Genomic DNA, 12,482 nt, shown 5'->3' with positions numbered 1-12,482 from the left:
TCTTACGGTTCCGGTGGTAGATGAGGCACCCAGTCCACCATGCCGAACGACTCCGCCCCAATCCAGACAATAAACGAGGCGTAAATTAGCAGCAGCGCGACGCTCTCCCGCCGAGACAAGATCATATGTGTGCGCATCATCAAAAAAAGCACTACTGTCGCTGCCGTGAGCACCGCCATCATGGGGGCCGTGATAGAGTAATTAATAACGGCAGTACCGGCTATCAGTACGCCAGCGGGAATGCACACTAAAAGATCGAAGGTATTGCTGCCCAGCACATTCGCGATACTGACGATACCGCGGCCATTGCGAGCGGCACGGATAGATACAAAAGCATCAGGAATCGAGGTGCCTGCGGCGACCACGGTAATGCCCCACAGAAAGCTCGGCGTGCCGAAAATGGTGCCGAAGTTGATAGCAGCCCGCACCAGTCCTTCCACACCAATCACAATCACTACCAGCGAGATCGCCAGAAGCCCCCACTCGCGGCCTGGGCGGATATCGCGAACGTCTTTGTCTGTTTTATGATCAAGGCTGTCCTGATACTGGACGAACAGATAAAGCCCATAAAGCGCCACTGGCAGTAAGGCCAACGAGCGCGTCATCTCGCCACGAATAACACCCTCGGTGCTGCTGGGCAGGGGCTGATATATAACCGCAAAGGAAAAGGTAAGCGTCAGCACCGCCACCGCTATCATATAAAACTGCGCTTCTTTATAGACCAGGTCTCGGTTGGCTTGAAGCGGCTCGCGACTTACCAACCCCGCCAATGCCGGAATCACCAATATATTGAATAGCGCAGAACCCACAATAGCGGCCACCCCAAGCTCGAACTCGCCGTGTACCAGAGTCGATATCACCGTGGTGGAAAGCTCGGGAAAGCTTGACCCCACCGCGGCCACAATCGCCCCCTGAACAATATCCGGCAGCCGATAATAAGCCGCCAGCCGCTCGCTGGAACTCTCCAGTAGGCCACTACCACGCCACACAACCCCCGTTGCCCCCACTGCTACCAGCGCCCAGAACAGAACCTCAGGCATAAACATCCACCGTAAGCATAGAATCGAATGCTACAGTGTAGTGCCCTTAAAGCAGAGAGAAAGAGTGTTAGGCTCTTTCTGAAAACTGGCTGTGCTCGATCATACGGCGTTAAAAATCGGCTCAAAGTACTCATTTACAACCTGTAAACTCCGTCTTTTCGCCAATTTTTGCCTTGTCTGATCTTCGCTCGCCGACTTTTCAGACAAAACCTAGCGCAAAGCGTTACGGCTTGGTTTGTTTATGCCCTTCATTTACGCTGCGCTTAATGCTTGAATCCATGAATAACCACACGTCAAGGAATACCCCATGAAAGTTAGTGCACGCACTGTTTTGAAAGGCACAGTACTCGCCGTGAATGAAGGAGCGGTCAATTCTGAAGTCACCATGGAGCTACCGGGTGGCGAACAATTGGTGGCGGTAGTGACCTGCGAAAGTGTTCAAAACCTGAACTTGGCTGCAGGAAAAGAAGCCATTGCGTTAATCAAGGCGCCATGGGTAATGTTAATGACCGAAGCGGAAGATGTACGGCTCTCGGCGCGTAACTGCTTAAAGGGTAACGTCATTAGCGTTAGCGATGGCGCAGTCAATGCCGAGGTAGTGCTCGAACTCGAAGGCGGTAGCCGCGTTTGCTCTATCGTTACCCGCGACGCCGTTGAAGAACTAGGTTTAAAACCTGGCGTTAAAGCTTCAGCCGTTATCAAGGCATCACATATCATTTTGGCTGTGCCTGCCTAACCCCTTTTGAATGACTCGTATGCCTGCCGCCACTTAGCTAAGCTTATGGCGGCAGTATCTTCAGGTAATGCTTTTTCGCGCTAGGCCATTCGCTGCCGACGCACCCACGCTGCTCGCACCGCTTCGGCAATCATGCCAGCGAGCAAGCCCACAAAGGCATCTATCCAGAAAGTGACTAACGCCGTGACGCCGATAACGGGCCAACAAGATGGTTTGGCCGTTCGCAGGCGCTTGGTAAAGGCCAGCTCAGCGGCGGCCACGAGCAGCAACGCGCCAAGGCCAGCTGCTGGAATGGCGGCTATCAACGACACCCCACCCGGCAATACCGCTATCAGCACCAACCCAGTCCCCAGTAAAATGGGAGCCAGACCCGTACGTGCCCCAAAACGGTAATGAGCCGCTAAACCACCTGCGCCATGGCACATCGGCAAGGCGCCCAACGGCACCATTATCAGGTTAGCAAGACCGGAGCTCAGAGAAAGCCGAGCGGGCGTAACACGGCGAGATTGCTCACCAAAATAATCGCCTGCCATTAACGCGGTGAGCAATATGGCATTGGTCAATGTTAGGGCTAATTGAGGCAATACCAACATTGAAAACCCCTGCTGCCAAGCGCTCATAGCGGGCAGTTCAGGCCACGAAAAGGTAAACGCACGCTCACTATTTAACGCCAGATCGGGCGCCCCAACCATGGCCCCAATGACGACTGATGCACCAAGCCCTATTAACGCGGCCGGTAAGTGCGGTAGTGATCGCAGGATGATGACCAGTATCGCCAATGTAACGAGCCCCACCGACAAGGAAGTGGCGATCAACTCAAGACTCATACTGGCAAGCAGCAACCCCAACCCCAATTGAAGCCCGCTTAATACCGATCTCGGCACCAGACGAGACAGCCAATTAACCCACCCTGTTAAGCCCAGTAGCAACAATATAGCGCCGATCATCACGCCACTCGCCACAAGGCTGTCGGCGCTCACCTGAGTCGTCAACAAAACAGCGGTCACCGCTTTCATTGGCTGTACTGGTATCGGAAGTCGGTAATAAAAGCCGGTGGCGAGATAGAATGCGGCAAACCCAAGCAGTACCGGCACAGGGGCTAAACCGGCTACCCCAATCGCTCCTAAGCTAAGGGGTAATAGCGTCCCTAAATCGCCTAGCGCTCCGCTGGCATCCTTCAATAGTCGATGTAAAGAGGAAGGCATGAGGACCCCGCCGGTAATTCGCGAACGTTTAGCTAGGCTACAAAACAGAAAAACTGAATTTTTTAAGGGTAAGTACAGTGATTGGGTAGCATCGTTAAATTCGTTTTCTCTAACCTTGGCACTAGCATTGTTTTATTATGCATAAAGATGCATAAATTACGCACTCTGCATACATTCATGCTTAGACCCACATAATGCTAACTAACAACGAATAAATACAGGGTTTAGTAAAGAAAGAAGTGCTCAATGACTTTTAGAGAATATTGAACGGTATTGCGCTGGAAGTTTGCAGAATGCCTGCCTGCTTATATTATATCGGCTTATAGTCCAGCCTTAAGCTGTCAACAGACGTCCATCGGGCATTGGCAACCAGGCGGGTAATATCAGTACCGCATTAAAGCGTAAAAAAAATGGCTGCAGCGATGTGGGTGACAGCAATTGATGCGTAGACGACCTCCCCGTTTAATAGCGGGAGGTCGTCTAGCTCACTGGGCTGAGAAATTAGCGGTATTGAGTACTACGTTAAGGCTTATAAATCATCAAGGCGTTTGTGCTTCGTTGCGCATCACGCTAAGCGCGGTGATTTCAATAGTGAGCGCTTCGCGCGTTTGTTCTAACGCCCTGACCTCTTCAACGACCGCTTCAATTTGGCTATTGACTTCATCAAGCTGATTATTGGCTTCCTCAAGCTGGCTATTGACCTCAGCAAGCTGATTATTGACCTGATCAAGTTGGTTATTGGCCTCATCAAGCTGGTTATTGGCTTGATCAAGTTGATTATTGGCCTGGGTAAGTTGGCTATTGACCTCTTCCAGCTGGTTATTGGCCTCTTCGATATCAGCATTTATTGCTTCAAGCTCTGATTCAGCCTGGTTGCGGGCCTCTTCAGCGTCTTGTTGAGCCTGTTGGGCAGCATCGCGGGCGGCTTCTGCCTCTTCTTTCTCTTTTTCTAACTCGGCGTATGTCTCATTGAGCTCCTCAAGGCGGCTCTGCCTTTCGTCTATCTGCTCGTTGAGGGTTTCCATCTCTTCTTCGCGGGTTTCACGCTCGCCCCGTAAAGCGGTCAAATCTTCTTTAGCCTTGGCAATCTCTGCTCGTGTTGAGGCAAGCTCCGCCTCAGCTTCGCTGTGCTCAACCTCCAGGGCACTCATCCGTTGCTGCAATGTTGCCAAGTCCAGCTCCGCGGCTTCAACGTCAGACATCTGCGCCTGGATCTGTTGATGCTCGCGTTCCATTTCAGCCAATCTCGCTTCAAGTGCTTCCACGCTATCTTCACGCGAGTTTGCAATGGTCTGCGCCACCACGGCCCAGACCACGGCAATAATCGCTACAACCAACAGCACCTTTACCCGGTTATCGCCTAAAAATGATGTCTTATTAGTCCCTGTCATTAGTGCAATCCTCTCGCTTGAACGCTGTCGCTACTATAGTCGCTGATAAATGGTCATCAGCGTTTCGTCATTTGACCCGTTAATAATATGGAGGAAAGTGACTGATTCGGCTAGAAACGATCATTCAACACCTGCCGATCTAAACTGCCCATCCAACATAACGATTTACCGTAACAAGCTACCGTCACCTTATCACGGCTGAATTAGCCACCTCTCTGGTGGGGCACAATAAGAAACAGGTTGTCATTTATTGATATGTCTATAATACTGGACATATGGAAATCAAAGATATCACGGCCAGTTTTAGCGCGCTTGCTCAAGAGACTCGTCTCGACGCATTTCGGCTGCTTGTACGCCATGAACCCGAAGGCCTTGCAGCGGGGGAAATTGCACAGCAGTTAGGCGTACCGCATAACACCCTATCGGCGCACCTGTCGGTGCTTTCCCGGGCAGGATGGGTTACCTCGCGTCGGCAGAGCCGCTCAATTATCTATCGTGCCAATCTCGATCATATGCAACAAACCCTGCGTTTTTTGATTAGCGATTGCTGTGCAGGTCATCCAGAGGTTTGCGAGCCGTTCATGACAGCCTTCAATGGCTGCGCCCTCACTGACGATAAGGAGTGAAAACGCGTGAAAACGACCATTTACCACAATCCTGAATGTGGCACCTCCCGTAATACGCTGGCAATGATCGAAGCATCGGGCGAGACCCCGCACGTTATCGAGTATCTTAAAACCCCTCCTGGTCGTGAGCGGCTGGTTGAACTGATCGCGTTAATGGCGATTACGCCACGAGACCTACTGCGCCGCAAGGGCACTCCTTTTGATGAACTCAACCTTGATGATCCGGCGCTGAGTGATGATCAACTGATTGATGCCATGATGGCGCACCCGATCCTGATCAATCGCCCGATAGTAGTGACCGAAAAAGGCGCACGGCTATGCCGGCCTTCAGAACGCGTACTTGAGCTACTGGACAACCCGGCAACCACGTTTACCAAAGAAGATGGTGACGTAGTGCACCTCAATGGGGGCACCAATGAGCAGACCTGATAGCGTTGAGGAAAGTGTTGAGGAACTTTTCGAAGAGCTACCCAATATTGACCCACGAAAGCTGCACGCGATTGATGTAGATACACTGGCAGGCCCCGATGCACCACGCCATCCACCTAAAATCCTGGTGCTTTATGGCTCCCTGCGCGAGCGCTCTTTTTCGCGCCTGGCGAGTGAAGAAGCCGCCAGGTTACTGCGCTGGTACGGCTGTGAAGTGCGTACCTTTAATCCGTCGGGTTTACCGCTACCTGACGACGCAGAAGCCGAGCACCCCAAAGTGCAGGAACTGCGCGAACTGGCCCAATGGTCCGAGGGGATGCTGTGGGTCAGCCCCGAACGACATGGCGCGATGACGGGCGTAATGAAAGCGCAGATCGACTGGATTCCCCTATCGCTGGGCGGTGTGCGGCCGACTCAGGGTAAGACCCTGGCGGTGATGGAAGTGTCTGGCGGCAGCCAGAGCTTTAATGCCGTTAATCAGATGCGAATCCTCGGGCGTTGGATGCGCATGATCACCATCCCTAACCAATCGTCTGTGCCCAAGGCCTTCACCGAATTTGACGATGCTGGACGCATGAAGCCATCACCACTCTATATGCGTATTGTCGATGTGTGCGAAGAGCTTGTGAAGTTCACCTGGCTGACGCGGGACAGATCCGCCTACCTTACCGACCGCTATTCAGAGCGTGTCGAAAGCGCTGAAGAACTCTCTCGCCGCGTTAACCAAAGTACTCACTAAGCACTAACCACGTAATCACTAAGCACTCACTGAGGCTACGTCATATCATGTTGGCACTGGCTATTTTCGTCGTCACTCTGGTTCTGGTGATCTGGCAACCCAAGGGGTTGGGAATCGGTTGGAGCGCCCTGGGTGGCGCGGTAGTGGCACTGCTTATGGGCGTTGTGCATTTAGCCGATATTGCCGTGGTGTGGGATATTGTCTGGGACGCCACTTTTACGTTTGTCGCACTGATCATTATTTCGCTGATTTTAGACGAGGCTGGTTTTTTCGCCTGGGCAGCACTTCATGTGGCGCGCTGGGGCAATGGACGCGGCCATTTACTGTTCCCGCTGGTCGTCTTACTGGGCGCGGTCATTGCCGCCTTCTTCGCCAATGACGGTGCGGCCCTACTGCTCACGCCCATTGTTATCGCGATTCTCCTGCGTCTTAATTTCGAGCCGCCTGCGGCGTTGGCGTTCATCATCGCGACCGGCTTCATTGCCGACACCGCCAGTCTGCCGCTGGTTATTTCTAACCTCGTCAATATCGTCAGCGCCAACTACTTCGATATTGGCTTTGACCGTTATGCGGCGGTCATGGTCCCGGTGAATTTTGTCTCCATCGCCGCCACCCTGTGTGTGCTTTGGATTGCGTTTGGTCGTCGGATACCCAAGCGCTATAGCGTCGACACTCTCGACCTACCCCGCTCAGCCGTTAAAGATCCGCTGGTATTCAGGGTAGCTTTCCCGCTACTGGCGACACTGCTTATCGCCTACTTTGTGACCGCACCGCTCGGCATACCCATCGCCTTTGTCACGGGAACAGCCGCCATTCTGCTAATGGCCATTGCCGGACGCTGGTGGCAGGCAGGACGTGGCGCCATCGTTTCTGTGCCGGACGCGCTGCGCGGTGCCCCCTGGCAAATCGTGCTGTTCTCGATCGGTATGTACCTAGTAGTTTATGGGTTAGGTAATGCGGGCTTGACCCATTACGGCGCTCTGGTGCTTGAGTGGCTGGCACTGCAGGGTGACTTCATAGCAACCATTGGCACCGGCTTTGTTTCGGCCATCGTGGCTTCCATCATGAACAATATGCCCTCGACGCTGGTCGGCGCGCTGGCGATTGATCAGGCGAACGTGCCTGCGGTAACCCAGGAATTGATGATCTACGCTAACGTCATTGGCAATGACCTGGGACCCAAGTTCACCCCGATTGGCAGTCTCGCCACCCTGCTCTGGCTACACGTGCTGGCGAATAAGGGATACAAGATCGGCTGGGGTCAGTACATGAAAGTCGGCCTGCTGATCACCCCGCCGGTACTACTGGCAACGCTGGTCGCCTTGGCATTCTGGCTTCCTTTATTGTCAGCGGGATGAACGAAAGAGGTTGAAGGCGGTTGGACGCTGTGGCAAAAACGCACCAGCATCTCAAAATCGATGGGCCTTTTGCCCAACCTGTGGCTACCGTGTTTCGTCTCGATTTTCGCTTTCGCCGCAATCGAAGGTAGTCAGGGCAATCTGGCGCTGGTTCCCACTGCGGGCTTCGCTTTGAGCGTGGTATGGACAGGCCTGCCGACCTTGCTCGGGTATGGGCTTGGACAAACGAACGCCGATGTCGAGTCGTCGCTATCGGCAGTTCTCCTTGAAGATCATCCAGGCGGTTGGGCGTTGTCCTCAAGCTCTGGAGATGTATCCATCAGTCGCGCACGAAGGCGAGGCAGTTGCGCTGGATAATAATGCTGTATAAACGTCACTAGCCCCTCACGGATCGCGCATCGCAGATCCCAGTTCTGGCTAGAATTACGTGCACTCATAAGGAAGCGGACCTGTAGTGCCTGATCATTGGTATCGGTAACCTGAACAGTTGCCACCTTGCCATCCCACTGCTTCATCGTATCCAGCAAGCGCAAAAACTCCTGGCGTAGTGGCTCGATGGGCATGGTGTAGTCAACCCAGATGAAGACCGTGCCCTGCAAATCCGTCGTATTCCGCGACCAGTTCTGGAAAGGATTTTCGATAAACCACTGCAACGGTACTATAAGCCGACGCTGATCCCACACTCGCAAGACTACATAGGTTGCAGTTACTTCCTCGACCCAGCACCACTCACCCTGCACGTACAGAACGTCATCAATGCGAAACGGCTGGGCGAGCGCAATTTGCATGCCCGCCAACAGGTTACTGAATACCGGCCGTGCCGCAAAACCCAGGATAATGCCGCCAATACCTGCGGAGGCCAGCAGACTGGCGCCCACTTTCTGCACCGGCTCGAAGGTCATCAGCGCGGCACCAATACCCACGATGAGAATGAGAACATTCAGACAACGAACCAAGAAGCGCGTCTGCGTCTCTACTCTGCGGGCCCGTTTCCACTGCCCTTCCAATACCGGATTCAGCAACACGATAACGTCGCCAATGACTGACGTCAGGCGAACCGCTGCCCACGTCAAGGACAGAATCAGTAGCAGTGTGACCACCTGTTTCAACGGCGCCAAGAGCAGCAGATCATCCGGAGCGTCATTGAGCGTTGCTCTGAGTACCAGCAGACTGGTGACCAAGCCCAGCGCCTTGGCAGCCGCGTCCAGAAACAGCCGGGGAACGGTTCGCCTTTTCGAAAAATGCCGGATCACCGCTAGCGTCAGCCTATAGAGGGTGTAACTGGCTATCACGGCAAGCAATGCCGAAATGCCCGGCAGCATCCAGGCCTGTAAAGCCGCTTCCAACGTTTTCAGCATTGCACTTTCCTTCTTGATAGTGGCTCCACCCTAAACAAACTAGTGTATGCGACTTGGAAAGGCTAGAAAGTCACCCAACGCTTTGATAAATCTCTATAACTCTCCACGCTTCTGAAATTGGCATTCCCCAAAGAACCTCAACTGATAGTGCTTTAGCTCTTCTTCCAGCTCGTTTACTCACTTCAACAAAACAAGGTTTTGGATCACATCCTCGAAGCGCTGACAGAGTGGTGCCGAAGCGCAGGCGAGTGTCTTGTGCGCGCAACGCACATCATCATTTTGGAGCTGCATGCCGTTGGGTAGCAGTCAACGATGCTCTTGAGATAGCCGTACAGACCGAGGTATGACCGGCAATAAAGTGGTCGGGAGCGGACCGCCAATATCGGCTATAGAGCGGTCTTTAAAATCTCTGAAAATGAGGGAGGTAGGAATTCATCGATATAGCTGTCATTGAAATCCACTAACTGCGCTAACGCTTCAGGGTCGGGCAGCTTCACATGTTGGCGTTTTCGGATCACCAGTCCCTCCTCACGCAGCATCGAAAAAGTTCGGCTCACATGTACCGGGCTCATCCCCAATGCGTCGCTAATCAGCTCCTGAGTGAGCGGCATGAAGAAGCTATTGTCCTCAACGGCATTGATACGCTTGAGTCGCAGATAGATTTCATAGAGAAAGTGCGCCAACTGCTCATAGGCTGAATATTTGCCCAGGTAGATAAGCCGTTCGGAGAGTTGCGCCTGTTGACGTGTAGCGGTGGCCACGATGCCAACGGCTAGGCTCGAACGCCCAAAGAGCTCAAAAAGCTGCTGATATGAGAATGGGCAAACCACCCCTTTATTAATCATTGCCGCACTTGCCAGACGACGGGTGAAACCAAAATCGCGAATGCCAATGATATCGCCAGGCAGGTAGAATTGGAGAACCTGTTTTGAACCATTTTTCAAGTTACGACAAGAGTATGCCCAGCCCTCCTTGACCACGCAGAACAGGTCAGCATCCTCGTTCTCCTGCCATAACACTTCGCCAGCTGACATGTACCTGGGGGTAAGCTCCAGGCCCAGCAATAGCGCTTTGTCTTCAGGAGACAGCGCGCCTTGGGTATTAAGGCCCCGCATCACTTCTGTATCGATGAGAGACAATCCGATACCTCTTAGGCGAATGGTTAGTTAGCGCTATTCTAAAACATTTGCTTACTTTAATAATCTAACGTAAGTTATGAATTACACGCATTATCAATCGGTTGCATGAACCCTAAGGGTGATCCGACGCCAGGATCACCCTTTCACCCGTGGTATTTTTTAAGGCAGCAATGAGGTAGCCACGTCACGCAGGGCTGAGCTGTTAGCCGATATAGTGTTCCGTTGTCGTTACAGTGCCGTAAGCAAATGCCAGGGCCGCTATGAGCCGGCGAACCTTGAGGCTAAATGCCCAAAAAGCCTGGGCAACCATCTTACGCCCCTTTTTTTAAATGCCCACTTACTTTAGAGGTAAGCGGCTTTTGGCGATGATTGATAACATAGGCACAATTAAAGTCGTTTAAAACGATGTGACGTGTGGCTTACCAACGCAAAGGAGTTGCAAGTGAAGAACCATGGAAAAATTAGACACGCTGGGCGCCAAAGCCTTTACCTGCTGACTCGACTCGGCCGCTATGAACTAACGATTCTGCTATGCATCGCGGTACTTTCCGGCGGAATTTGGGGGTTCGTCGCGCTGGCCGACGAAGTCATCGAAGGGAACACCCAAAGCATCGACGAGAGCCTGCTGCTCGCCCTTCGCAACCCCGCAGACCTTAGCGACCCGATCGGGCCGGGTTGGGTCGAGGAAATGGGCCGAGACTTTACCGCGCTTGGCGGCGTCGGCGTGCTGGTACTCATCACGTTGGGCGCCTTGGGCTACCTTTTACTCGCTGGACGCTATCGCGCGGCACTCTTTACCTCGATCGCAGTACCCGGGGGCATATTGCTCAGCACCGTGATGAAGATGGGCTTTGATCGCCCTCGCCCGGACCTCGTGCCTCATGAAGCCATGGTCTACACCGCGAGCTTTCCCAGTGGGCACTCCATGATGTCTGCTGTTACCTATCTTACCCTGGCCGCACTACTCACCCGCGTACAGCCCTCGTTAAGGCTGAAGGCTTACTTTCTGATACTGGCGATATTGCTGACTCTGCTGGTCGGCATGAGCCGCGTCTACCTAGGCGTTCACTGGCCGACCGATGTGCTTGCCGGCTGGACAGCGGGAGCAAGTTGGGCAGCGCTGTGCTGGATTGTGATGCGCTGGATGCAGCAGCGCGGGCAGGTAGAGACAGAAGAGAAGAGCGTAGCGGATGTCGAATGACCGCGCTTAAGCTGAGGCTGGGCAACCCCAAAGAGTGTTGCCCTTCTTCCCCAACATTCGGCTGACTTCCCTCACAGGCTTACCGCTGGAATCGAAGCAATAACGGCAACAACAACACCAGTAGCGTAATGCGTAGTAAGTGGTGAGTAGTAACGAAGGCGGGATCGATACCTAAGCTCAGGGCGACCAGGCTTAGCTCTGGGGCGCCGCCTGGCATATAGGCGAGCAGCGCCGACGCGGCAGAGTAACCGGTGAGCAAATGCCCTATCCAGGCGGCAAAAATCGCTAGCAGCAACAGAGCCAGAGCCTGAATGACCGCCATCAGCATTGCCATCCCCACCTCCGCCATCGGAGCACCCGCAAAGCGCACACCAACGGAAATGCCGATGATGACCTGTGCAAGCGCAATGATCACAGCTGGCACGGCAGCATGCGTGAGGCCAGAGAAGTGCAGCATCGCTGAGACAAGGGCCGGGCCAAACAGCAACGGGCTAGGTAAGCGAAGGAACTTGCCCAGCCATATGCCGGCAATGCCAGCTGCCAACAGCCAGGCAACATCCATGGCATCGGGCATCCATAACCACTGCGATAAGCCTGGCGCAGTGCCGCTAATGTCGACATGGCCGATAAACTGCAAAACAGGCGGGATAGCCAACAGCAGAACCAAGATGCGTACCGCATGGGTAATGCCGATAATGCGCAAATCGGCTCCCGAGGAGAGCGCCATCACCGTTACCGTGGACACCCCGCCCGGCACGCCGGAGTAGAGCGACGTTTCCCAGGAGTGACCCGCCACGCGGTGGGAAAACCACACCGAGAAAGCCATCATGACTGCTGTGGCGATGAGCATAATCGCCAAACTGCCTCCCCATCGCATTGCTTCCCCGGTCATGTCGGCGGTGAACGCTGAGCCGAGCATGACCCCAATGACGACCAGCACGCCTTGGCGACCCTTGCCCGGCGATCTCAACGGTATGCCCGTCAGAGAAGCCACCGTGGTCGCAATCATTGCCCCTAATAACCAGGGAAGCGGCAAATGCAGCCAATAAGCCAACCCGCCCCCGATAAGCCCGAGTGCCAAGGTGGGAAAGAAACGGCCTAAGGAGGCCAAGTGTATTACTCGCATCGTTTTCAACATTACCTTTTGCAAATAAAAGCCCTGGCGATCGTGATCACGGCCAGGGCTAGCGATCTACTCATTGTCAAACAAGAAGCGCCGTTAACCAGCATTGGAATTGATGACCCAAGCAAAGCCAGATG

The 12,482-nt window shown here is 53.6% G+C and carries 12 protein-coding genes; 6 read left to right on the top strand and 6 right to left on the bottom strand.

Features of this window, described 5'->3' with window-relative positions:
- Positions 1–2 precede the first annotated feature (2 nt).
- Positions 3–1,040, bottom strand: coding sequence for a sodium:calcium antiporter (locus ACFFLD_RS11095; protein ID WP_386040113.1), 1,038 nt, complete (start codon positions 1,038–1,040; stop codon positions 3–5).
- A gap of 307 nt (positions 1,041–1,347) precedes the next feature.
- On the opposite strand from ACFFLD_RS11095, the gene ACFFLD_RS11090 reads away from it, so the two are divergent.
- Positions 1,348–1,776 carry a TOBE domain-containing protein gene (locus ACFFLD_RS11090; RefSeq protein ID WP_386040111.1) on the top strand — a complete coding sequence of 143 codons (429 nt, stop codon included), beginning with the start codon at positions 1,348–1,350 and terminating at the stop codon, positions 1,774–1,776.
- 80 nt (positions 1,777–1,856) lie between these two features.
- Here the strand turns inward: ACFFLD_RS11090 and ACFFLD_RS11085 are convergent, their stop codons facing one another.
- Entirely contained in the window at positions 1,857–2,981 is a 1,125-nt protein-coding gene (locus ACFFLD_RS11085; protein ID WP_386040109.1) for a putative sulfate/molybdate transporter, read from the bottom strand.
- Between the two features lie 539 nt (positions 2,982–3,520).
- On the bottom strand, positions 3,521–4,372 hold the full coding sequence (locus ACFFLD_RS11080) for a hypothetical protein (protein WP_386040107.1): 852 nt from the start codon (positions 4,370–4,372) through the stop codon (positions 3,521–3,523).
- 275 nt (positions 4,373–4,647) lie between these two features.
- Between ACFFLD_RS11080 and ACFFLD_RS11075 the strand changes: the two genes are divergently transcribed.
- The 4 genes from ACFFLD_RS11075 to ACFFLD_RS11060 are packed head-to-tail and all read left to right on the top strand — an operon-like array spanning position 4,648 to position 7,524.
- Positions 4,648–4,998, top strand: a complete 351-nt coding sequence (locus ACFFLD_RS11075) for an ArsR/SmtB family transcription factor (protein WP_386040104.1) — start codon at positions 4,648–4,650, stop codon at positions 4,996–4,998.
- A 6-nt stretch (positions 4,999–5,004) separates the two neighbouring features.
- Entirely contained in the window at positions 5,005–5,427 is a 423-nt protein-coding gene (gene arsC, locus ACFFLD_RS11070; protein ID WP_386040102.1) for an arsenate reductase (glutaredoxin), read from the top strand.
- Positions 5,414–6,166 carry an arsenical resistance protein ArsH gene (gene arsH / locus ACFFLD_RS11065; protein ID WP_386040100.1) on the top strand — a complete coding sequence of 251 codons (753 nt, stop codon included), beginning with the start codon at positions 5,414–5,416 and terminating at the stop codon, positions 6,164–6,166. The genes arsC and arsH overlap by 14 nt, the downstream gene beginning before the upstream one ends.
- A gap of 47 nt (positions 6,167–6,213) precedes the next feature.
- Positions 6,214–7,524, top strand: a complete 1,311-nt coding sequence (locus tag ACFFLD_RS11060; RefSeq protein ID WP_446753357.1) for an arsenic transporter — start codon at positions 6,214–6,216, stop codon at positions 7,522–7,524.
- Positions 7,525–7,796: 272 nt separating this feature from the next.
- On the opposite strand, the gene ACFFLD_RS11055 is transcribed toward ACFFLD_RS11060, so the two are convergent.
- Both ACFFLD_RS11055 and ACFFLD_RS11050 read right to left on the bottom strand, forming a co-directional pair.
- Positions 7,797–8,882: a mechanosensitive ion channel family protein gene (locus tag ACFFLD_RS11055; protein WP_386040098.1), complete on the bottom strand. Its 1,086-nt coding sequence runs from the start codon at positions 8,880–8,882 to the stop codon at positions 7,797–7,799.
- A 386-nt stretch (positions 8,883–9,268) separates the two neighbouring features.
- Complete coding sequence (locus ACFFLD_RS11050) at positions 9,269–10,021, bottom strand: Crp/Fnr family transcriptional regulator (RefSeq protein WP_386040096.1); 753 nt, start codon at positions 10,019–10,021, stop codon at positions 9,269–9,271.
- Between the two features lie 442 nt (positions 10,022–10,463).
- Here ACFFLD_RS11050 and ACFFLD_RS11045 point away from each other — a divergent pair, with 442 nt between their 5' ends.
- The gene (locus tag ACFFLD_RS11045) at positions 10,464–11,222 is read left to right on the top strand and encodes a phosphatase PAP2 family protein (protein ID WP_386040094.1); all 759 of its coding nucleotides are present in this window, start codon (positions 10,464–10,466) and stop codon (positions 11,220–11,222) included.
- A gap of 79 nt (positions 11,223–11,301) precedes the next feature.
- On the opposite strand, the gene ACFFLD_RS11040 is transcribed toward ACFFLD_RS11045, so the two are convergent.
- Positions 11,302–12,348 carry an AbrB family transcriptional regulator gene (locus tag ACFFLD_RS11040; protein WP_386040091.1) on the bottom strand — a complete coding sequence of 349 codons (1,047 nt, stop codon included), beginning with the start codon at positions 12,346–12,348 and terminating at the stop codon, positions 11,302–11,304.
- Between the last annotated feature and the right edge of the window lie 134 nt (positions 12,349–12,482).

Origin of the sequence: Vreelandella sulfidaeris, assembly GCF_042429665.1 — a bacterium.
GTDB lineage: Bacteria > Pseudomonadota > Gammaproteobacteria > Pseudomonadales > Halomonadaceae > Vreelandella.
This window is presented reverse-complemented; position numbering and strand designations above follow the sequence as displayed.